A 22,616-nucleotide genomic window follows, 5' to 3' on the forward strand; every position below is an offset into this window, starting at 1 on the left:
AAAATTGATATAAACAGAAGATTTTATTCCAAATTTGAAGATCAGAGTTCAGAAGCGGAAAAACGATGAAAACGAATTCCGGTTTTCCGACGCCTTTTATATCAGGAGGGATTTTTGAAGCCCTCGTCCATAAATATGACCCTTTCAATAAAGGAAATTCAGGTCCCGGTTGCAGATGAAATGAAAGCTTTTGAGCACAAGTTTCGTCAGTTTATGAAAAGTGACGTAATGCTGCTGGACCAGATCATGAATTACATCGTCCGCCGCAAAGGCAAGCAGCTCCGGCCGATGTTTGTGTTTCTTTCAGCTGGTGTTTGCGGCCAGATAGCCGAGTCCACTTATCGTGGCGCCGCTTTGATCGAATTGCTCCATACGGCTACGCTCGTGCACGACGATGTGGTGGATGACTCCAATTACCGCCGCGGTTTTTTCTCTGTTAATGCATTATGGAAAAACAAGATAGCCGTCCTTGTGGGTGATTATTTACTCTCGCGCGGGCTGCTCCTGTCCGTGGATCATGGGGAATTTGATATCCTGAAAATCGTTTCTACTGCCGTTCGTGAGCTGAGTGAAGGAGAGTTGCTTCAAATTGAAAAAGCACGCCGGCTCGACATCAACGAGGAAGTTTACTATCAGATCATTAAGCAAAAAACAGCCTCTCTTATTGCTTCCTGCTGCGCGGTAGGCGCCAGTTCTGTGGGTGCTACGGCCGACATTGTGAAGCGCATGCATGCATTTGGCGAAAAAGTTGGAATGGCTTTCCAGATCAAAGACGACCTTTTCGATTACGGCGAAGATGAGATCGGCAAACCGCTTGGAATTGACATTAAGGAGAAAAAAATGACGCTGCCGCTCATTTACGCGCTCAATAAGGCAAGTTGGCTTGAAAAACGGAGGATCATCAATATCATCCGAAACGAAAGTCACAAACCTAAAAAAGTGAGCGAGGTGATTGCCTTTGTAAAAGACTCCGGTGGCCTCGGTTACGCGCAACAGGTCATGCAGCGTTACGTCGAGGAAGCAAGGGCACTTCTATACGAATTCGCTGAGTCACCACACCGGCATTCCCTCGAACAACTCGTTCAATACACCATCGAAAGGAGTAAATAGTTATTAATCTGTTAGTTACAGATTCTACCAAGCTTACAAAGGAAAATATGTAAGTAACTATAATAATATGACTAAACTTTTAGTTATGTTAGCACTTCCATAAAAACCTTTATTTCATGAAAGCTATATTCTCTGCATTAATCTGCTTGTGCGTGCAATGTGCGTGCGCACAAATGAAGGTGGTTTCTTCAAAAAATCTCGGAAAAGAGGGCATCGACCCTATTAAAATCGCCAACGAGTACGGAAGTGAAGACCAGTCCAGGATGACTGAGGTGATGAAGAAAACCAGTTTGATTATCGCGTCCGCATTTCCCGAAAATCCCAATCCGGGTATCACCGTATTCACGCAGATTTATGTCAATGAATCCGGAAGCCTGGACTATTTGATCTTCGACCTGCGGACCGGTGATGGATATGACAAAGACTCCCTCGATAAACACGCCCAATATGCTTTTCTGACTGGTTTTGATGGATGGAAAGTTTCGAAAACAGGGAAAAAGTTTTCGGTCGTGTCGGTCCGAACGGTAGGGAAGCAGCCCGTAGTGCGGGAGGTTAGACGTGGCGACAGCTCGGTAGTTGATTTGAAAACGGCGCTGGTTTTTCAGGATACATTAAAAACAAAGCGGCTTTATCTGAACCAGCTGGAATTGAAGACATTACCCGATGTCATTTACCGGTTTCCCAACCTGGAAGAGTTATATTTGGGAAACAACGAGTTGCAGGCGGTTCATATCGACATGGCGCGCTTGCCTAAGCTGGCTCAACTCCATTTACAGCAAAATAAGCTCACCGAAAAAAGCTTTCAGATCACGGGTAACAAAACATTGTATCTGCTGAATCTAAAAGAAAATAAATTTACCAACATTCCTCCTGCCATTCGAAAATGCAAGAAATTAAGGACGCTATGGCTCGGCGGCAACCAAATGTCAGCATTGTCAAACGGCAGTTTTCGAAAACTGAAATCGGTGCAAGACCTGAATTTTTACAAATCCGATATCGCCGTTTTGCCCAAGGGGATTAAGAAAATGAGGAACCTGCAAGTGTTGGATCTGTATTACAACCAGCTGGAAATGCTGCCGAAAAGCATTACTAAGCTTAAAAACCTGACACATCTGGCCGTTTCCTATAACCAGATAAAAGCATTGCCCGAACGGATCGACAAACTGAGCCGCATTCATACATTATATGCGCACCATAATCGGCTGAGCAAACTTCCGGCAAGCATTACCAAAATGCAAAACCTGAAAATCCTGGATCTGGGGTTTAACTGGTTTACCAATTTCCCCCCGGAACTGACCGCATTCGTGAAATTGCAGGAGCTGGATCTTTCTTCCAACAACTTCCCGGAGTTCCCGGAGCAGCTTTTGGAAATTAAGCAGCTTGAAAAACTTTACCTGCGCGGCAATCCGTTCGTCAAAGACGATGCTGAAACAAAATACAGCCGGCAGCTTGGTCAGCTGAAAAGCAAGAACATTGAAGTGTTTTATTGAATTACAAATTCCACCAATACGTAAACTTCAGGACAACCGCCCGGTTCTTCACGCGGAAATTTTCGGGCAGATAGTTATCCGTATAAACGATAAACAAATCCGAAGCAGGCTTATAGCGCCATTGCAGACGCGCATTCAGGTTAATGTTATCGGCCTGATTGTTGTACTGCATGAATGTGGTGAAGAACAGGTTGTTGGTAAATGTGAAGTCCACCCGCGGGCCTACAAGCCACAATTGCGTTCTTTTCCACGGCTCAGGAAGGCGGATGTCATTATAGTTTCCAGCCATTGTGATCGCTACGTAAGGCTGCACACGATAGCCCAGCTCCGCCCGTAAATTGTTACGGTGACCATTCTGATAATAACCACCAAAAATCCCCGAAGCAGTGTAAGTAAGGCGATTCTGCGGACCTGAAACAATGTCAAAACCGGCGGCTTTCCAATTGTGCTCGCTGCCGGTTGCCAATGTTCCCACGCCCAGGTTCGTAGGGTCAAAAGGTCTCAGTAATCTTACATAATTACTCGATCCCCAAACGGCGACTGTGGCGCGGTTGATGAAATTCAGGTTGTAGGAAAGGATAAATTCACGATCGCTGAGGTCAAACTTTTTGTCCCAAAATACATTGCTGATCAGCTTGGGGCCGTGGCTGATGATCTTTGGATTTTTTACAAAAAACAGATAGCCAATGTTCGGGCTGATCTTGTAATAACCCATCCTGACGGCATTCGGCACATAACCTACTTCTGCATTGAAATTTTTACCCACGTATTCGTGCTGCCACTGCCAGAAAAAATTGGCTTTGTTAAACTTCAAATCAGCAGCGTGCGTGAAATCGTCTGTGGACTTGCCAGGTGTAAATGATTTGAGCATCATAACTTTTCCTGTCCAGAGATTTTTAGCGCTGGCGAGGTTAAATTCTGCTCCTATATTGCGGTTATAGCGGTTTGTGGCCTGATGCTGCTCCGGCGAGTAGTTCGTCGCGTCTTTATTTACAAAAATGAAACGGACATTGGACCGGGCTAATAATTGCCTTTGCAATGCAAAAACCGCGTAATTATTTCTGGGCGTCAGGCTATCGGAAGAACCCGTCTGCACGTCCAGCACACCGATGCGCCAGTTCTTGTTGATCTTCCCGCTCATACGCGCACCAAACTGAATCGGGACGCCTAATCCGATGCGTCGGGAGAAAAAAGGCCGAATGGTAGCGTACCCGAAATTGGCAAAAAGGTCAGCATTTTCGAGAAAGAACTGGCGACGCTCGGGGAAAAACAATTCAAACCGGTCCAGATTGGTCTGCTGCACGTCCACATCCACCTGCGAGAAATCCGGATTGACGGTTAAGTCGAGGTTCAGGGAAGGGGTAAGGCCGATTTTAACGTCACCGCCAACGGCTGGCTTGTATTTATTCGGTGTGTCTTTTTGGAAATCTTTCGTCAACCTTGTGGCTGCGTAGGGAATGATGGAAATGTTCGGGCCGGGATTGGGCGGCGGAACGTCCCATGCCAGCACGCCTGTGTAAGCAAGCGAGGCCGAGGGGAATTGCCTCGGAACCGGCGCCCAGGCCGATTTTTCAGAAATAGTGAGATCCTGACGACTGAAATTAATGCCCCATCTCGTTATTCCCGGCTTGTAACGAATGCTTTTGAAAGGAATGGCAGCTTCCCAGACCCATTTGTCATCATCATTTTTGACGGCGCTCACCCATTTATTGTCCCAACTCAGATCAACCGTTCCGCCGTCTCCCTGCTGGCCATCCCACGGCGCACCCGCAGCATTGGCACCGAATGAAAAACCATTGGTCTTATCATCAAATGTGTCCATGAAAAGGAGAAAGTTGTCATTTTTCCCGAAAGAAAAATCCCTTTTCAATGATTCGACAATAATAGAGCCTTTTACCGGCTTATAATTAACCACCAGAATGTAGAGGTTGTCCTTGTCATAGCACATTTTCACATCCGTAAGCGCCCTGGAAAAGCTGGTGTCCATAGGCGTGATCATGAAAAAGTTGTTGGCAACCTCAGCGGATTCCCATGCCAGGTCATCCGCGACACCATCAATGTTCAGCGGGGACGTCGCGGAATGAATATTGTATTGATATTTTTCATTAGGTTTCTGTGCAATGCTTTTTGAAATGATTAAACAGAAAAAAATAAGGTTTAGGATAGAAATTTTTTGCACTTGATCGGGGTGTAGGAATGGTTGTAGATAAAGGCTCAGGCGATGTTCTCAGCTTCTGAACCATTTTGCATCCGCATAAAAAGTCCCAAAAGGAACGAGCGAAGAAATGAAAGCCAGAAGTGATTTCTTAAAAGACCAGCTTCTTTCCGTAGCAACCTGGATCAGCAAAACGACAAACAGCACGAACAAAACGCCGTGTGCCATGCCAACAATGCGGACAGCCTGCGGAAGACCGGCAAGATATTTCAACGGCATAGCAATGCCGAGCAAAACGAGGTAAGAAATGCCTTCAAGAAAAGCAATGATGCGAAGACGGCCGAGGGCGGATTTAACAAGCGTGGAGATCATAAAAAAAAGAACTGTAAGCGTAAGATTATTAACTGTAAAGATACGCAATAGGAAGATTTAGAAGGCAGGAATAACCAAAAATCAAACACCAACGTTCGTGAGAAAATCAATTTTTACATGTCTGCTTGCGCTTGCAGGATTTTATGCAACGGCGCAAAGCCTTAAAGTTTCGGGAAATGTGCGCGATGAGCGCGGAGAGCCGCTCGTTGGCGCTTCGGTGCTGGAAAAAGGAACCAATAACGGAACCATTACGAACAGCAGTGGCGCCTATACGCTGTCGGTAGGGAAGTCCAATGCTATTCTGGTTGCGACATTTGTCGGTTACAATGTTGTCGAGCGCGCGGTTCCGGCCAATGCTAATCTGGACTTCACAATGACCGACGCGTCCATTCTTAATCAGGTGACCATTGTGGGTTCGAGAAATGGAAACCGGTCGTCCACAGACACGCCTTCGCCCGTGGATGTGATTGATATTCGGGAGATCACCACCAAACAAGGCCAGCTTGATGTGAATCAGCTTTTGCAATTCGCTGCGCCTTCTTTCAATTCCAACAGGCAAACGGGATCTGACGGCGCGGATCATGTGGATCCTGCATCGCTGCGAGGCCTTGGACCTGACCAGACATTGGTTTTGATCAACGGAAAAAGACGCCATCAGTCTGCATTGGTCAATCTTTTCGGAACAAGAGGCCGCGGGAATACGGGCACCGATTTGAACGCTATCCCGGCGGCGGCCATTGAGCGTATCGAGATTTTGAGGGACGGCGCAGCAGCGCAATATGGCTCCGATGCCATTGCCGGCGTGATCAACATTGTTTTAAAAGAGACAGTCAACCAGCTTTCCGCCAATGTGAACGCAGGAATTTATAAGGCAAAATATCGCTTTGATAACAAGGATTTTGATGGGCTGAATTATAATGTTAACCTCAATTACGGCGTAAAAGTCGCGCAGAAAGGTTTTGTGAATGTGACGGCCGATTATAATTTCCGGGACCATACCAACCGGGCAAACACAGTTTCCGATCCGGACGAGCTTCAAAGGCGGCAATATGGCGATCCCAGGATCAACAATGCTGCGCTTTATTACAATGCAAAAGTCCCGGTTGGTGAGAATATCCAGTTTTATAGTTTTGGGGGAATCAACAAGCGCAGAGGTGATGCTTATGCGTGGACACGTTTCGCAGATGATGACCGCAATGTGCCAGCCATTTACCCTAATGGATTTGATCCCATCATTGCCAGCACGATCGATGACAGAGCTGTAACGGCGGGAGTTCGTGGCGTTTGGAAGTCGTGGAACATTGATCTGAGCAATACTTACGGGTTTAATAAATTTCAGTTTGATGTGAAAAACACCATTAACACGTCCTTAGGCGAGGGTTCACGGACGGAGTTTGATGCAGGCGGATTTCAGTTGGCGCAAAACGTGACGAACCTGAACATTACACGTAATTATAAAACCATTTTGCAAGGACTCAACATTGCTTTTGGTGGTGAACTCCGGAATGAGCGCTATAAGATTTTCGCAGGCGAGCGGGGTTCGTACTACAATTACGATCCATCCCTGGCAGGCGGATCGCAGGGCTTTCCGGGTTACAGTCCATCAGATGTCACGGATAAAAGCCGCTCCAACGCAGGTGCTTACCTGGACGTAGAAGCAGATCTGACTAAAAAATTGTTGATCGATGCAGCCGCCCGGTTCGAAAGTTACAGCGATTTTGGGACTACATTGAATGGGAAAGTCGGATTGCGTTACAAGATCACCAACGCCATTGCGTTACGCGGATCGGTGAGCACAGGTTTCAGGGCGCCTTCATTGGCTCAGAAATATTTCAATTCAACTTTCACCAATTTCGTCAATGGTGAAGCGGTGGATGTGCTGCTGGCCAATAACAACAGCGAAGTAACCAGGGCGCTGGGCATTCCAAAGTTGAAGCAGGAAACTTCCCAAAACGCCAGCATCGGACTTACGACGAACCCGGCTCCGGGGCTTTCCGTGACAATTGACGGTTACTATGTAAAAGTGAAGGATCGCGTGGTGCTTACCGGGCAGTTTAGCGATGAGGATGAGGACATTGGAGAGCTGCTAAAAGATCTGCGGGTTGGACAAGCTCAGTTTTTCACAAACGCTCTGTCTTACACCACCACAAAAGGCATCGACCTGATCATCGCACATTCCACCCCGGTGGGCGTCGGGCGGCTGAGCACCACATTGGCGGCTAACTTTAATGATATGAATTTGGGGCCGGTAAACACGGTGCCAAGATTGCGCGGAAAGGAAGACACTTATTTTGATGAAAGGGAGCGACGCTTCGTGCTGGCTTCGGCGCCGCCGTCGAAAATCAACCTGACGTTTGATTATGGGGTCGATAAATTCAGCCTTATGCTCCGTTTTATACGGTTTGGTGAGGTGAAGCTGGCCAATTGGGACTATGAGCTGGATATCTACAAGGCGAAAGTCCAGACTGATTTAACTGCAAATTACAAGTTCAGCAAAAACATTTCGCTTTCGATCGGAGGCAGCAACATTCTGAACATTTACCCGGATAAGTCCCTGCCGAGTCTGACAGAATCAGGTGGCGGCTGGGATCCCGTACAAATGGGCACCAACGGAGCTTTCTTCTTCACCAGATTAGGTTTCAGGTTTTAACATAGTGTTGGATCAAAAACTTAAATGTTCGTTATTTAGCACGCTGCTTTTGCGCGCAAAACTTTGAGTTATGACAAATAAAAAGGGTGCGTTCGCTTAGCAAACGCACCCTTTTAAATGATCCAGCATCGCTAGACAGCCTGCACCTTAATTTTAGGCTTCTTATCGGCGGACTGATTTTCCTTATCCCGCATTTTAATAAAGTCTTTGAAACGTCTGATCGTTGCCATAATGAAACCGATCATCAGTACAAATGTTCCCAGCCAAAGAATGTTGATCAGCGGTTTTTCAATTGCTTTCATTACGATAAAATCGCGCTGGGTGGTGTTGACAGCGAAGGAGAACTGTCCTGTTTGTGGATTGATCTCCTGGAACTGAATGCGCATGCCCAGATCATTGTTGACCTCCGGCTTACGCGCCACCATGCGGTCGCGGATCACGAATGATGGGGTTACCACGTATTCTTTGTCTTTGTCCAGCACGCGTATCACGGCTTTCACTGCAGCATCACCTTCGCCGAGCTTAACACCTTCAACCTGCTCCGTACGCACCACGTTATCTAGGATCGCGACGTAATCGTTCACGAAGAATGTGTCGCGCATGCTGATCGTAAAGTTCTCCGTCTGGCTCCAAACCGGCTCTGCAGTTGGATTGGTCACCATGTTTACGTGGGTATAAAGGTCTTTGTCCACCTTCCGCTGAATGTCGGGTGACGAAACAATTCCACCCATTCTCGGGTTGATCTGCACCCTTGGGAACAGGCTGAAAATACGTCCTGATGGCTCCCTATACTCGATTTCATAGTAGAAATTCTCAGGAAAAAGCTCAATGGTGTCCCCTTTCACATTGTATTTTTTGCCATCAACAACGATGTCGCGTAAGGCAACAGCATGGAAATCATCTTCAATAATGTCCACCCAGCTCTTAGGAATGTAACCAGGAATCTTACGCGGCTCAACGCGCACATCGCGCCAGGTAAGCATATAGTCGCCCATTTTCTCTGGCTTATTGAGCCATAGCGTAATGTTCTCCTTATTTTCCTTATTGTCGTTATTCGTAAATTCTTCGCTCCGGGAAATCATCAAACCCGAATTGTTGATCGAAACGACTTTGGTATAAGCCGAAGAAAACAGGATCCCGATCAGCATAAGCGCCACACCAATGTGGGTGATCGCACCGCCGGAAAGGTTGTAGTTCCCGCGGATAATGTTGATCAAAATGGTCCCGTTTGCAACGATCGCAAAGACTGCTGACGTCAGCAAAACAATGTATTGAATTTCCTTAACACCCTGAATCGTGATGATCGCAGCACTAATGATCAACGAGATCAGCAACGGATTGTAAAGTGCTTGTAATTTGTCCTTGCCCGTTCTTTTCCACCAGAAAAACTGTCCTACGCCCGTCAGAATGACGATCAGCGAAAAGAACCAAAGCTGGAATTTGTTATAATGTCCGATCTGATCGGCAGGAAGCGCCATGTTTAAAACCGTCCCGAATGCTTCCGCGATTTTGTTATAAACCGGAATGGAAGTTGTTGCTAAAATCTGGAAACCAGACAAACAAAGCAATGTTGCACCAATAAAAATCCAGAATTCCTGAGAGTAAGTGGAAACTTCTTCTTCGTCACTTGGCAAGTCTTTCCAACGATAAATCAGCAAGCCGATTGCTACAATTGTGAATGTCAGCAAGTAAATCAGAAGCTGTCCTGAAAGGCCCAAATCCGTAAATGAGTGAACCGAAGCATTTCCCAAAACCCCGCTTCGCGTCATGAAAGTCGAGTAGAGGATCAGGATAAATGTGGCAATGGTGAGGATAAAGGATGTTTTTAATGCTGTCGCATTTTTGCGTCCGATGATCATTGTATGCACCGCCGCCACCAGGATTAACCAGGGCACAATAGATGAATTTTCAACGGGATCCCAGTTCCAGTAACCGCCGAAGTTCAGCGTTTCATAGGCCCAGTAAGCGCCCATCAAAATCCCGATACAAAGGATCATGGCAGAAAAAAGCGCCCAGGGCAATGCAGGACGGATCCATTCCTGGATCTTTTTGGTCCATAAACCTGCAATGGCAAAGGAGAAAGGAATCAATGTTGTAGCAAAACCCAGGAACAGGGTAGGAGGGTGGATTACCATCCAATAGTTTTGCAAAAGCGGGTTCAAGCCGTTTCCGTCTTTTGGAATAAAGTTCGCATCCATCTGGTAAACAGGCAGATCCGGCATTACTTCTTTTAATAACAAGAATGGTGTGGAACCGATTTTAAGATCCAAGCCAGGAATAACAACTCCTAAAATCATGGAAGTCAAAAACGCCTGCACCAATGCAAAAACAGTCATTACCGGTGCTTCCCAGGAGCGGTTTGTGAAGATTAAAACACAACCTAAAACCACATTCCAAAAGATCCACAACAAGAAACTTCCTTCCTGATCCTGCCAGAAACTGGAAATCGTATAACCTGTTGGCAGGGATAGCGAGGAGTTTTTCCAAGCGTAATGATATTCAAAATAATGGTTTCCGATGATCCAGTAAAGGGAGAAAACCACGCCGATCACGGCAGCAACGTGCGCATAAAAAACGGCGCGTCCGAATTTTTTCCAGGTTTGGGCGTCGTCAATGGTGATGCCAGCCGTGCTAGCCTTAAAATAGGCGAATGTGGCAACCAGGGCTGTTACAAATGCAATTATTACCAGCAGGTGACCTGCACTTCCGATTGTGCTGTGAATCATGATTGTTCTGCTGTATGTTCAGTCGTTTCCATTTTACCGTTCTCGTATTTTGACGGGCACTTCATCAGGATTTTCTCCGCGGTGAAAGCGCCGTCTTTCATTTTACCTACCACCACAACCTGCTCCGATTTGTCAAAATCCTGTGGTTTTGAGTTTTTATAAACGACCCTTTGCTCCACCTTGTTATTGTCGATCAATGTGAAGGCAAAATAGTTAGGATCAACCTGCGGCTGGTATTCCATGCCGATAATATGGCCGGATGCATCTTTTTTGAGTGTGCCCACAACGTGAATGCTTTCTGCATCACCATCCTGTGCCATCTCTTTGGCTTTTGTAAAATCGACATATGTGCTCGCGTCACCGGCTGTTGAGACAATAATGCCAATAGCCACAGCAATGATGATCAAACCGAATATTTGTATCTTTTTCATGAAAGTTTACTTGATATTTAATTCCTTTTCGATTTTGCTTACTTTGGAATCTATCCGAAGCATATTGATTGCGATCCCTGCGAAAATCACAGCAATCACAGCTACAACAACCCATATCTTACCGTCTTCCCGGAGTTTGTCGGCCATAGGCACGCCATTATCAACGGCTTGTGCAAACAAGTTTCCTGAGATCAAAAATAAGGTGAGTAGTAAGAGGGAGACTTTTTTCATTATATGAGTAACGGTCTAAATTCTTAACGAAAATTTGATTTAAAATGTTTGTGATCGTTCAAACTTAGTGCGTGTTCAGGCGATTTTGTCAGAAGTGATCAATGCTTCGTCCCTGACGCGGTTGATTACCTTGATCCGGATCCGAAGTTCGGCCAGCCATAATCCCAACATAATGTAACCGATAATAGCAGGATAGAAAACTTTCCGGATGTCGCTGTTGAAATCGTAGGAGCCGAATGTGCTGTTTCCGCCGCTGCCCGGGTGCAAAGAATCTGTCAGCCGGGGCAGGATGTAAATGATTGGAATAAAAACAGCGAATGCAAAAATGTTGTAAACCGAAGAAATACGCGCTTTTCGCTGCTCGTCTTCAAAAGAGCTTCTCAGCAACAGGTAAGCCAGATAGATCAGGATGCCAACTGCCGCACCATTCAGTTTCGGGTCATTCGGCCATGGATCGCCCCAGGTGTAGTTCGCCCAAACGGAGCCGGTAAGGCAGCCCAGAATACCGAAGAATATGGCAGATTTAGCGAGTTCACTCGCAATGTCGTCGTCGCCGATGCGTCCTTTATTTAAATAACGAATTGAAAAAATCATGGACACGAACAGCAGTGTGGTCATCGCCAGCCAGAGCGCTACGTGAAAATAAGTGTTACGAATGCTCTCATTGATGATGGCAAGGTGCGGAACCGGGCCCATCAGACCCATAACAATGACATAGAATATGATTACTATGCAGAGGATTTTCCACCAGGTTTTTCTCATTTTACTCTTTACTTTGGTGCTTACTCGCTAGTCTGAATCAACTTCTCCACAGATAAGGAAAAAGCAGATAACTGAGCGTAATTACTATGAGATCAATTGATAACAGTGTGCTGATTTCGTCCGTGCTAACCGACCAGTCCAAGCCATCCATGGCATTCTTGGCTAGCTTGATCGTCATAAGCAGCATCGGTAAGATGATCGGGAAGCTTAGAACAGCCATTAATGTTGCGCTGTTATCCGCTTTGGAGGCAATCCCTGCCACCAGGGTAAGCACGGATGCAAAACCGATGGCAGCCAGAAAAAGGCACAGGATAAAAAGCCCCATATCACCGATTGCATTGCCCATTACAAACGAATAAAATACAAACCCCATTCCTGATAACAATAACATTATCAGTGAATTGTAAATTATTTTTGAAATAATGATCGCCTGCGGACTGCAAAGGCTGTAATAATAAAGCAACCGGCCATAGCGCTCCTGAGAGAAACTTTTGGCGATCGCATTTACCGCAGTGAACAAAATAATGATCCAGAATAGTGTGTTCCAGACAATAGGAGTGAGTTGATTTCTTCTGAGATTAAAGCTCAGATAGCAAACGAAAACGGTGCTGATCACGTAAAGTAACATGCCGCTCAGCGCATACTTTTGACGCCATTCGAGTGTAACTTCTTTCCAGATAAGGGTCCTGATCTCGTTCAAAATTCCGCTGCTCATTTACTCTTTGCGCTGCAAAAGTACTACATAAAGCCTGAGGGAAATAATAAATTGATCATGATTTTCCATGATTTGTATGGGTGTGGGCACAATTGCAAAAGTTATGTTTGAATTACGGTGTGATAGTGCTTTATTTGCACTTTAAATAAAATGAATCTAAATAAGGAGTGTATGTCAGCTCGTACGGTCAGTCATCTTCGAAAGGGCGAAAAGGGGGTCATAAAATCTTTTACGGATCGGGCAATGTCTTTGAAATTACTGGAAATGGGCTGTCTGCCCGGGTGCGAGGTGCGTCTGGATGCGGTTGCGCCATTTGGTGATCCGATCTGTATTAATGTTGGTGGTTCCTATTGCCTTTCGCTCAGGTTGAACGAGGCGGCCGTGATTGTGCTTGAATAAGCGATACGTTCCGATTATAAGCCTCTCCATTGAAACAAGGGAATATAAAAGTTGCGCTGGTTGGTAACCCCAACGCCGGCAAGTCTACATTATTTAATGCATTAACCGGTTTACGCCAAAAGACCGGGAATTTTCCGGGCGTTACCGTTGAAAAAAAATCTGGAACATTCAAGCTTCCCGGCCAGTCGGGCCAGCCCGATGCTGCTGCCATCGTCGTAGATCTTCCGGGAACATATAGTATTTATCCCAAATCAAGGGATGAGGTTGTCGTGATGGACATTCTCGCTAACCCTGCACACCCTGACTTCCCGGATGTCGTTATCGTAGTTGTCGACGCGTCCAACCTTCAAAGAAACCTGCTGTTGTTCACTGAAATCAGCGATCTTGGCTTGCCGTGCGTCCTGGCACTCAATATGTTGGATGTGGCTACGAGTATGAACCTGACGGTTAATGCCGTACAGCTTGCTATGAAACTGAATGTGCCGGTCGTGCGCATTAATGCCCGCACAGGTGAAGGATTGAATGCGTTGAAAGAAGCGGTTAGACAAATGGCGGATCGCGTTGCAAAACCGGAAATAGCCTATTTCTATAAGCCCAAAGATAATGAGATCGACCTCATTGCGGATGTAAAGCGCATGTATGCGCTTGATAATGATTATGTTGCATTGCAATATGTTTGTCAGCACGATAACTTCTCATTTCTTGAAACGCCTGCAAAAGTTGCATTGGATAAGCTGATTGAAAAGCACGAGTTTGATGAAAACGGCTTTCTGGCAGCAGAAACCGTTGCGCGTTATGAGAAAATAAAGCCGATAATTTCTAAATCGGTTAAGTCAGCAGGTGTAACCGAGCAACCTTACTGGACACGAAAGCTGGACAGCATTCTGATGCACCCGTTTTGGGGATATGTTACATTTGCCGCTGTCCTGATTCTGGTTTTCCAAGCAATTTTTTCATGGGCAACTTATCCCAGCGATCTGTTGGATGCGGGGATTGCGGCAACCATTGAGTGGACCAAAGGTGTTCTGCCCGAAGGCTTTTTGAATGATCTCCTAACCGACGGCATCATGGCCGGACTTGGGGGGATTCTGGTTTTCATTCCGCCGATCGCTATTCTCTTTGCGCTCGTCTCAATTCTTGAAGAGTCGGGTTATATGGCACGGGTGATGGTGATTATGGATAAACTGATGCGCAAATTCGGCCTGAATGGCCGGAGCGTAGTTCCTCTAATTTCAGGCGTGGCCTGCGCGGTGCCGGCGATCATGACAACCAGGAGCATTAGCAGCCGTTACGAACGTTTACTGACGATTTTGGTAACACCATTAATGAGCTGTTCCGCTCGTTTGCCCATTTACACCATCCTTATTGCCTTGGTTGTGCCGCCCACAAAAGTGCTTGGCTTCCTCAATATACAAGGCTTGGTTCTGTTCGGACTGTATTTCCTGGGTCTTGCAGGCGCGCTGGCAACGGCTTGGATTTTGTCATTATTTATCCCCAGAAAAGAACCCGGCTATTTCATGCTTGAAATGCCTTCATACAAGCTGCCGCGCTGGGGCCATGTGGCATTTACCATGTATGACAGCGTGAAATCATTTGTGCTGGAAGCAGGAAAAGTGATCATGGCTATTTCGATCATTCTCTGGGTGTTATCCACATATGGCCCGGGTGATAAAATGGAGAGGGCGGAGGAAAAAGTTGTCGCCAGCATGCCGCAAGCTTCTGAGGAACAGGTTAATGCTGCCATTTCGTCCGCGCGCCTGGAAAATTCCTACGCGGGTCATTTCGGTCATTTCATCGAACCAGCAATAAGGCCATTGGGTTATGACTGGAAAATTGGCATTGCATTACTTGCATCATTTGCCGCAAGGGAGGTTTTTGTAGGAACAATGGCAACCATTTACAGCATCAGCGGTGATTTTGAGGACGTCCCGACCGTCAAGGAACGGTTAATCAAAGAGAAAAATCCCGAAACCGGCGGCGCCATGTTCACGCCAGCAGTTTGTTATTCGCTGCTGATATTCTACGTTTTCGCCATGATGTGCATGAGCACCATCGCCGTAGTCCAGCGCGAAACCCACGGCTGGAAATGGCCCTTGATCCAACTAGCCTACTTAATGGTGCTGGCTTATGTTTCGGCGTTTGTGGTTTATCAGATTATGAGTTGAAAGATCAGGAAAAGTATTGCATAGCTTAATCAATTGTATCAAATTTAATCATTTGCGCTCACCAACCCAAATGCTCTACCAAATCCGAAGCGATCAGCGCGCTTTGGCCTCGTTGCTCGGCGGCGCGGTCGCCTGCCAGGCCGTGTTGATATACTGCTAGAATTGCTGCTGTCTGAGGTTCGTATTTTTGTGCCAAAAGACTGGTTACTATCCCTGTAAGCACATCGCCGGTGCCGCCGGTGGCCATGCCTGGGTTGCCGGTGGAGTTGAAGTGGACCTCGCAGTTTGGGAGAATGACTGCTGTGTTGGCACCTTTTAAGCAGATAATTACTTTGTGTTTTTTGGCAAAATCAATACCGATTTGTAAGCGTTCGAATTCATCCTTGCTTTCTCCCGCCAGGCGCTGGAATTCTTTGGGATGTGGGGTTAGGACTGTATTCTCTGGCAATTTTTCTAGCAGGTGCCGGTTTTCCGATAAAATGTTCAAGGCATCCGCATCAATGATGAATCTGGCGTTTATATCATCCGCATTGATGCTATCCAATAGTTTTTCTACAACTTGAACAGTCGCGGCGTCTTTGCCAACGCCCGGGCCGATGCCGATGGCTGAGTAAGATGTAAGATCCGTTACTTCGCTTAAATGTTTTGCATTCTGGTCCGTAATGGCCATTGCCTCGGGAATGGAAATCTGGATAATGTCATATCCGCAGGACGGAATGTGCATGGTCAGCAAACCGACGCCTGATCTGAGACAAGCCTTGCCGGATAGGGCAGCGGCGCCCATTTTGCCGTAACTCCCTGCCATGAGCAATGCGTGCCCAAAAGTGCCTTTATGCGAAAATTTATCCCTTGGCTTAATCAGTTTTTGCGCTGTTCGCTTGTCGGTGTAATGGTAAGGCGTCTCTGCATTTTTAATAAATTCTTCGTTCAAACCGATGTCCACCAAATGCCATGAACCCACAAATTTCGCATTCTGGGGCATCATAAAGGCAAGCTTTGGCAGCTGAAATGACACAGTGAAATGAGGTTCTATAATCGGATCCTCTTTTTGATTACTTTTATCAGTGTATAATCCACTCGCAACGTCAACGGAAACCAGCTTGTTGGGGAGTGCATTTAAAGCATGAATGATGTCAGCCAAAAGTCCTTCCGCAGGCCTGGACAAACCAGATCCCAACAATGCGTCAATACAAATTACCTGCGGTGATAATGTGGGAAAATCGTCTTTTTGGGCAATGCTAGCCGGCTGTAAGTGGTCTGTTAATCGTGCTAAGTTGGCTTGGGAATCGGGTGTTGTGTTGTCGGTATATTCAGCGATAAAAACCTGGACATCATAGTGATTGCTGCTCAGAATTCTGGCAATGGCCAGGCCGTCTCCGCCATTGTTTCCTTTTCCGCAAAAAACGGCAACGGGGCGGGTGTTGACAAATTGATTACAAAACCATCGGACAAAGGCATTGGAAGCCCGTTCCATTAAATCAACAGATGAAACCGGCTCATTTTCAATCGTGTATGCATCTAGCTCACGTATCTGTTTAACATTTAGGATTTTCATGTAAATGCTTTTACAAACAAAGAAAAAATATTAGCTTTGCACTCGTTTTCGCAAGAGCTGTTTTGAATGAAGGGGCGTCACCTCATCCGCTGGAAGCAAGCTATCATTTTAAATCCAAAAAAGCATTCGTCATGAGCGAACTTATTAAACTCGTAGAAGCTACGATTGAAAATCGTAAATCCGAGTATCCTGAATTTAATTCAGGCGACACGATCAACGTACACGTTAAGATCCGTGAAGGTAACAAAGAGCGTGTCCAGCAGTTCCAGGGCACAGTTATGCAACGTCGTAACCTTAGCGGAAGCGGTGAAACTTTTACTGTACGTAAAATCTCAAACGGTATTGCCGTAGAACGTGTTTTCCCAATTCTTTCACCAAGTATCGCTAAAATCGAATTGATTCGTCGCGGTAAGGTGCGTCGTTCACGTCTGTTCTTCCTTCGTGGCCGTCAGGGTAAAGCCGCTCGTATTAAAGAGCTTAAAGTATCGAAGTAATATAAATTTCCTTCGGACAAAAAATTTAAACCCTGCAAGCGATCATTTCTTGCAGGGTTTTGTTTTTCCAGTGTCCGCCGGTTTAAACCGGCGGCCATTGTTTTTATTTGTCCGTCAATTTAAATGGACCCCATGCCCGTCGGTTTAAACCGACGGAAACATTAATAATATGAACATTGCTTTCTTTAAATATCAGGGAACAGGAAACGATTTTGTGATGATCGACGATCGGAGCAGAACATTTCCGGTTACGAAAGAGTTGATCGCTTCTATCTGTCACCGTAGATTTGGCATCGGTTCCGATGGGCTGATCCTGTTGCAGAATGAGCCAGGCTACGATTTCAGGATGGTGTATTTCAATGCGGATGGGGGCGAGGGCAGCATGTGCGGCAATGGCGGACGCTGTGTTGTGCGCTTCGCGCACGATTTAGGGCTTTTTACGGATTCAACAACATTCATAGCCGTCGATGGCTTGCACGAAGCGACGGTTACGGGTGATGTCATCAGCTTGAAAATGTCCCCGGTCACCAATGTTGAGCGTTATGAAGAGTTTGATTTCATGAACACCGGCTCACCGCATTATGTCACTTATGTGGATAATGTGTCAGAAACGGATGTTGTGAATATCGGCAGTGAGATTCGCTATGGTTCAGTTTATGGGCCGAAAGGCGGGACGAATGTGAATTTTATTGAAGTAATTGAACCTAATCATCTCAGCGTGAGGACTTACGAGCGTGGCGTGGAGGATGAAACTTACTCCTGCGGCACGGGCGTAACCGCGTGTGCGCTATCCGCACATTTACGCAAAGGCTTCGCAGGCCCGATTATCATCGAAACAATTGGCGGGACATTGAAAGTTGATTTTGAAGAAACGCCGTCCGGATTTGACAACATTCATTTAATAGGCCCGGCGGTTAGGGTCTTTGAAGGGACTTTGGAGGCTTAATTAGGAAGGGGCAGTGAAAGCTCTGTAAAAACCAGCAACACCATCACTCCGCTTCTATAATCCCCCCCTTTACATGGAAGATCTGCTTGTCGAGCCACTCTGGCACGCGGCAGTAGTCCATGGCAGCGACTTTACTTCTTACGCCATTTGTGCAAATTACGATAATGCTTTTATATGAAACGAGATCCGCTCTTCTTTCGCGGATCTCGGCCAAAGGAATATTAATTCCTCCTTCATTAAATTCTTCAAATTCCCAGGTTTCCCTTACATCAACTAATACAGCATCAGGTTGTTTTCCTAATTGCCTGGCCTCATGGACGTTAATGTCGGTGTAAGTATTGCTTGTCATTGTTACCGGCCCGTTGCGTACGGATGGTCGTTTACAACCGGGATATTTTTAGCGATCAGTTTGTGAATGTCTTTCAGATATACTTTTTCGTCCAGATCACAGAATGAAAATGCAATTCCCTTTGCTCCGGCACGACCGGTTCTTCCGATTCTGTGCACATAAGTTTCAGGAATGTTAGGGATCTCGTAGTTGATGACGTGTGTTAGGTCATCCACGTCGATTCCCCTTGCAGCAATGTCTGTTGCCACTAAAACCCTGGTGGTCTGGCTTTTAAAGTTTTTCAAAGCGTTCTGACGGGCATTCTGGGATTTGTTTCCATGGATTGCCTCAGAGCTCACGCCTGCTTTTCTCAAAACCTTCACAACTTTATCAGCCCCATGCTTTGTCCGGGTGAAAACCAATGCAGTAGCAATGGATTCGTCCCTCAAAATGTGCAGTAAAAGCGAATTTTTATCAGATTTATCTACAAAAAAAACAGACTGACGAATGGTGTCCGCAGTGGAGGAAACCGGAGTTACCTCCACTTTCAGCGGATTTCTTAAAATCGTATTAGCTAATGTTACAATGGCTGGTGGCATTGTGGCTGAGAAAAACAGCGATTGCCTTTTTGCTGGAAGCAGCTTGATCACTTTTTTAACATCATGTACAAAACCCATGTCAAGCATTCTGTCCGCCTCGTCCAGAACAAAGAATTCAAGCTGGTTCAGCTTGATAAAGCCTTGATTGATAAGGTCTAACAATCGTCCCGGTGTAGCTATAAGCACGTCTACGCCCCTTTGAAGCGCATCCGTTTGTGGTTTTTGACCAACTCCACCAAAGATAACCGTATGTTTAACACCCGTATGCCGACCGTAAGCGGCGAAACTTTCACCGATCTGTATCGCAAGTTCGCGTGTTGGCGTTAAAATTAGTGCGCGAATTCTGCTTTTCTCGAATTTTCCAACTGGATTATTATGAAGCAATTGAAGCATTGGAATAGCAAATGCTGCTGTTTTTCCTGTGCCTGTCTGCGCGCAGCCTAGTAAATCTTTCTGATCCAGGATAATGGGGATCGCTTTGGCTTGAATGGGGGTGGGAGTGGTGTATCCTTCTTCTTGAAGAGCCTTAGCAATAGGCTCAATGAGCTTTAAATCTTGAAATGTCATTTGATTTTTTTAAATGGCTGTCCTCTATATTAATATAAAAACAGCCTGAATAATATAAAGGCCCTTGTAAGCCAAGGGTATAACAGTAGTATATTTTTAAACGTTCAGTCCATATACTCCGCAAAAGTATCCAGGATTGTTTAAATTTGGTTGACATTCATCAACTCATTTGTTTTATGATCAGATCCTTCGCGCTAACTCTATTATTATCAGCAGTATTCCTGATTGCAAATGGTCAGGATGTTCTTGTTAAGAAAAACGGCTCGACCATTGAGGGTAAGGTTACGGAGGTTGGAATTGATCGCGTTTCCTACAAAATCAGCTCCGAGGATGGAAGCGCCAGTTTTGTTATCCGAAAAAATGAGCTTAACCGCATCGAGTTTGGAAATGGCCAGACTGTTTTCATAGATGAAAGAAACCTGCCGGGCAAACGGCGCGCACAACCGGCAAGCAGTTCGTATCTTTTTGGAAGGCATCTGGTCAACTTTTCACCATTTAAAGCATTGGATAGCGGACCCGGATTAGGGTTGAGCTATGAAATCCTGGCAGATAAAAAGGGTTATTTCGGCGTCATACTGCCGATCTCGATCATTTTTCCGGACCGTTTTAACTACACGTTTGATGGAAATGGCGATCAGACAGAGTCCTTCTACTTTTCTCCCGGCTTGAAAATATATCCTTTCGGGCAAAGAAGGGTTACCTACGCCGTCGGACCGAGCGTTTTCAGCGGTTTTGGAAAGCAGTTCCGCAACAATGGTTATTACGATCCTAACACCGGGACATATATCGGTACGAACGCTGAAACAAAAATCTTTCGTTTTGGTATCATCGTCAACAATTATGTAAATTTCCAAATCACAGAACGTTTTCAGATCGGCCTGAATGGAGGCTTAGGATCGCGGTATATTGACCGGGAAACTTATAATGACACCCGGCAGATAAGCAATGGCGGCATTAATATCACCGGCGAATTCAATTTCAATCTGGGCCTGCGTTTCTAAACAGCATCATTTCATTAGCCTGAATATAGGATAGCGCATATATTCTTTTTCGCGGTATGGCGAATTGTCGTAAATAAAGTCCAGCTGCGCCGCGGCACTTTTTGCAAACTCAGGATCAATTTTACGCTTATCCGCCAGCTTAATCCTCAGGCTGACGTCCTTGGCGAGCAATTCGGCGGCAAGATCTTCAAACACATAGGCCGAATAATGTTCCTTGGATTGCAAGATCGTGTCAAAGAAATTCCATTTAAAAAAAGAATCTACGCCCTTCGGTTCCAGCGTTTCGACAATGTATCGGTTAGTCCATTGGTTTACAGGGATATACCAATCGCCTTTCTTGAATTTGACCTGCTGCTTAACAGTCTTCGTAGTCACGCTCGTATGCCAGTAGTGGCCCTCAAATGGCTGTTTGGGGGTTTCCAGATCTTGTATATAATACGTTTCCACTTCCATTTCCGCGTCATTTTCGAGCTGTTTTACTTCTACACCATTCAGCTTCATGAGGTCGATAATGTTGTGCCACCCTTGCGGAATAATGTATGCAACGGGCTTGGTAACCTCGTCTAATGGCGAGTAAGTGTCGTAAAAAGGGATTTTTTTGGTAAATGGCTTGGAGCGGTTGTACGATAACCTTTGCGCTCCGCTCACCTTGCTGATAATGTATTCAGGTTCAAAACCCTTAAAGTCGATTTGCGTGTTTTTGACTTTATTGACTTCCCACGAGACAGCAAATTTCTCCTGCGTTTTTACAGCCTCTTTGGTGTCTTTCCGAAGTTTAAGGAGCTCCCTGCGGTTTCTTGCCAGGAATTTAATGTTGCCCAACAAATAAGCGTAAGTTGCGGCAACGCGCTTGTCATAAGGCTTCAACATATGCGTTTCTGTCATCACACCGATCGTGTGAAATAATGCAGCGTAACCTGTTGAATAGCGCGGCCAGTCGGGGAATTGCACAAAACCCTTGTCCGGCGTCTGGCCCCAGGAATTGACATAAGGCGTTGCCTCAAATCCTGATTCCTTCAAATGCTTGTACATATAAGGCAGGAAAACCTTATCATTAAAATAGCCCAATTTGCCTCCCAGCTTATCTTTTTGTGCATAATCTAATGTTATCACATACTGATAATCAGCGCCATTGCTCACGTGTGTATCTGCGAAAAGATCGGGGTCTAATTCGTGGAAAATAGCCGCAAAGCTTCGCGCGTTTCTGGTGTCGTTTTTGATAAAATCCCTGTTTAGGTCGTAATTCCGGGCATTGCCGCGAAAACCATATTCCTCCGGCCCGGCCTGATTTGTTCGTGTCGTGCTGTTCCTGTTTAATGCACCGCCAATGTTGTAAAATGGAATTACGGCTATGATCACATTGTCCAGCTCAGGGAATTTTCCGGGATTAACGGCTATGTCGCGCAGCAGCATCATGGACGCATCCACACCATCCGACTCGCCCGGGTGAATGGCATTGTTGATCAGGAGAATGGCTTTTTGCTGCGATTTTAGTTTCTTGATGTCAAAGGTTTTGCTTTTGGAATATAACACCAGGTGAAGCGGATGCCCGCTGTCGGTGAGTCCTTTTTCAGTGATCTGAATCTGTGGAAAGTCCTTGGCCAGAAGTTTGTAAAAAGCAATCCCTTGTTCATAAGTTGGCGTTTGTTTGCCGCCGCTGCTTTCAAATCGGGTTGTGTACTGGGCCTGTGCTGATAATGTAAAGGAGAAGAGTATTGAGTAAAAAAATAAACGCATATTCGAATTGAAACTTGTTGAGATTAATGTTTGTATTTCTGCATCAAATACAAATACGGGTCTGGCAAATGGTGTACAAAGCCGATGTATCAGTTGCTTAGATTATCTCTGATATACGACCAATCTTTAAAAAGCGTGAACGCAACATTTGTTCACTTAAATGTAGAAAATCCCGGCAGATAA

General features: G+C 45.8%; 19 protein-coding genes. 8 read left to right on the forward strand and 11 right to left on the reverse strand.

The annotated features are described in order from the left end of the window. The first annotated feature begins 135 nt into the window (after nt 1-135). Nucleotides 136-1,110: a polyprenyl synthetase family protein gene (locus tag G395_RS0115675; RefSeq protein WP_026630920.1), complete on the forward strand. Its 975-nt coding sequence runs from the start codon at nt 136-138 to the stop codon at nt 1,108-1,110. A gap of 116 nt (nt 1,111-1,226) precedes the next feature. Then, nucleotides 1,227-2,600 carry a leucine-rich repeat domain-containing protein gene (locus tag G395_RS0115680; RefSeq protein ID WP_026630921.1) on the forward strand — a complete coding sequence of 458 codons (1,374 nt, stop codon included), beginning with the start codon at nt 1,227-1,229 and terminating at the stop codon, nt 2,598-2,600. Nucleotide 2,601: 1 nt separating this feature from the next. On the opposite strand, the gene G395_RS0115685 is transcribed toward G395_RS0115680, so the two are convergent. Continuing rightward, nucleotides 2,602-4,779 (reverse strand): DUF5916 domain-containing protein, encoded by a 2,178-nt coding sequence (locus G395_RS0115685; protein WP_026630922.1) that lies wholly within the window; start codon nt 4,777-4,779, stop codon nt 2,602-2,604. Nucleotides 4,780-4,827: 48 nt separating this feature from the next. Further along, a complete protein-coding gene (locus tag G395_RS0115690; protein WP_026630923.1) occupies nt 4,828-5,127 on the reverse strand; it encodes a DUF3817 domain-containing protein in 300 nt (99 codons plus the stop codon). A gap of 97 nt (nt 5,128-5,224) precedes the next feature. Here G395_RS0115690 and G395_RS0115695 point away from each other — a divergent pair, with 97 nt between their 5' ends. After that, nucleotides 5,225-7,777, forward strand: a complete 2,553-nt coding sequence (locus tag G395_RS0115695) for a TonB-dependent receptor (RefSeq protein ID WP_051350194.1) — start codon at nt 5,225-5,227, stop codon at nt 7,775-7,777. Between the two features lie 131 nt (nt 7,778-7,908). Here G395_RS0115695 and ccsA (G395_RS0115700) read toward each other — a convergent pair whose 3' ends face one another. From ccsA (G395_RS0115700) to G395_RS0115720, 5 genes are all read right to left on the reverse strand, one after another. Continuing rightward, a complete protein-coding gene (gene ccsA, locus G395_RS0115700) occupies nt 7,909-10,503 on the reverse strand; it encodes a cytochrome c biogenesis protein CcsA (protein WP_026630925.1) in 2,595 nt (864 codons plus the stop codon). Further along, the gene (locus tag G395_RS0115705; RefSeq protein WP_026630926.1) at nt 10,500-10,934 is read right to left on the reverse strand and encodes a cytochrome c maturation protein CcmE domain-containing protein; all 435 of its coding nucleotides are present in this window, start codon (nt 10,932-10,934) and stop codon (nt 10,500-10,502) included. The genes ccsA (G395_RS0115700) and G395_RS0115705 overlap by 4 nt, the downstream gene beginning before the upstream one ends. A 6-nt stretch (nt 10,935-10,940) precedes the next feature. Continuing rightward, nucleotides 10,941-11,165, reverse strand: coding sequence for a CcmD family protein (locus G395_RS0115710; protein ID WP_026630927.1), 225 nt, complete (start codon nt 11,163-11,165; stop codon nt 10,941-10,943). Nucleotides 11,166-11,240: 75 nt separating this feature from the next. Continuing rightward, complete coding sequence (gene ccsA / locus G395_RS0115715) at nt 11,241-11,927, reverse strand: cytochrome c biogenesis protein CcsA (protein WP_026630928.1); 687 nt, start codon at nt 11,925-11,927, stop codon at nt 11,241-11,243. A 37-nt stretch (nt 11,928-11,964) separates the two neighbouring features. Next, entirely contained in the window at nt 11,965-12,642 is a 678-nt protein-coding gene (locus G395_RS0115720) for a heme exporter protein CcmB (protein WP_026630929.1), read from the reverse strand. A gap of 171 nt (nt 12,643-12,813) precedes the next feature. Between G395_RS0115720 and G395_RS0115725 the strand changes: the two genes are divergently transcribed. Both G395_RS0115725 and feoB read left to right on the forward strand, forming a co-directional pair. Further along, nucleotides 12,814-13,041, forward strand: a complete 228-nt coding sequence (locus G395_RS0115725) for a FeoA family protein (protein WP_026630930.1) — start codon at nt 12,814-12,816, stop codon at nt 13,039-13,041. Between the two features lie 29 nt (nt 13,042-13,070). Beyond that, nucleotides 13,071-15,206 (forward strand): ferrous iron transport protein B, encoded by a 2,136-nt coding sequence (gene feoB / locus G395_RS0115730; RefSeq protein ID WP_026630931.1) that lies wholly within the window; start codon nt 13,071-13,073, stop codon nt 15,204-15,206. 58 nt (nt 15,207-15,264) lie between these two features. On the opposite strand, the gene G395_RS0115735 is transcribed toward feoB, so the two are convergent. Beyond that, nucleotides 15,265-16,761: a bifunctional ADP-dependent NAD(P)H-hydrate dehydratase/NAD(P)H-hydrate epimerase gene (locus tag G395_RS0115735; RefSeq protein ID WP_026630932.1), complete on the reverse strand. Its 1,497-nt coding sequence runs from the start codon at nt 16,759-16,761 to the stop codon at nt 15,265-15,267. Between the two features lie 131 nt (nt 16,762-16,892). Between G395_RS0115735 and rplS the strand changes: the two genes are divergently transcribed. Together rplS and dapF are read left to right on the forward strand one after the other, a co-directional pair. Continuing rightward, nucleotides 16,893-17,255 carry a 50S ribosomal protein L19 gene (rplS, locus tag G395_RS0115740; RefSeq protein WP_026630933.1) on the forward strand — a complete coding sequence of 121 codons (363 nt, stop codon included), beginning with the start codon at nt 16,893-16,895 and terminating at the stop codon, nt 17,253-17,255. A 169-nt stretch (nt 17,256-17,424) separates the two neighbouring features. Continuing rightward, nucleotides 17,425-18,201 carry a diaminopimelate epimerase gene (dapF, locus tag G395_RS0115745; RefSeq protein ID WP_026630934.1) on the forward strand — a complete coding sequence of 259 codons (777 nt, stop codon included), beginning with the start codon at nt 17,425-17,427 and terminating at the stop codon, nt 18,199-18,201. Nucleotides 18,202-18,244: 43 nt separating this feature from the next. Here the strand turns inward: dapF and G395_RS0115750 are convergent, their stop codons facing one another. Beyond that, nucleotides 18,245-18,550 carry a rhodanese-like domain-containing protein gene (locus G395_RS0115750; RefSeq protein ID WP_026630935.1) on the reverse strand — a complete coding sequence of 102 codons (306 nt, stop codon included), beginning with the start codon at nt 18,548-18,550 and terminating at the stop codon, nt 18,245-18,247. Between the two features lie 2 nt (nt 18,551-18,552). After that, complete coding sequence (locus G395_RS0115755; RefSeq protein ID WP_026630936.1) at nt 18,553-19,695, reverse strand: DEAD/DEAH box helicase; 1,143 nt, start codon at nt 19,693-19,695, stop codon at nt 18,553-18,555. A 176-nt stretch (nt 19,696-19,871) separates the two neighbouring features. Here G395_RS0115755 and G395_RS0115760 point away from each other — a divergent pair, with 176 nt between their 5' ends. Further along, nucleotides 19,872-20,696, forward strand: coding sequence for a hypothetical protein (locus G395_RS0115760; RefSeq protein ID WP_026630937.1), 825 nt, complete (start codon nt 19,872-19,874; stop codon nt 20,694-20,696). Nucleotides 20,697-20,702: 6 nt separating this feature from the next. On the opposite strand, the gene G395_RS0115765 is transcribed toward G395_RS0115760, so the two are convergent. Then, complete coding sequence (locus G395_RS0115765) at nt 20,703-22,433, reverse strand: M14 family metallopeptidase (RefSeq protein WP_026630938.1); 1,731 nt, start codon at nt 22,431-22,433, stop codon at nt 20,703-20,705. Nucleotides 22,434-22,616: the final 183 nt, after the last annotated feature.

It is taken from the genome of Dyadobacter alkalitolerans DSM 23607 (genome assembly GCF_000428845.1).
GTDB classification, from domain to species: Bacteria; Bacteroidota; Bacteroidia; order Cytophagales; family Spirosomataceae; genus Dyadobacter; species Dyadobacter alkalitolerans.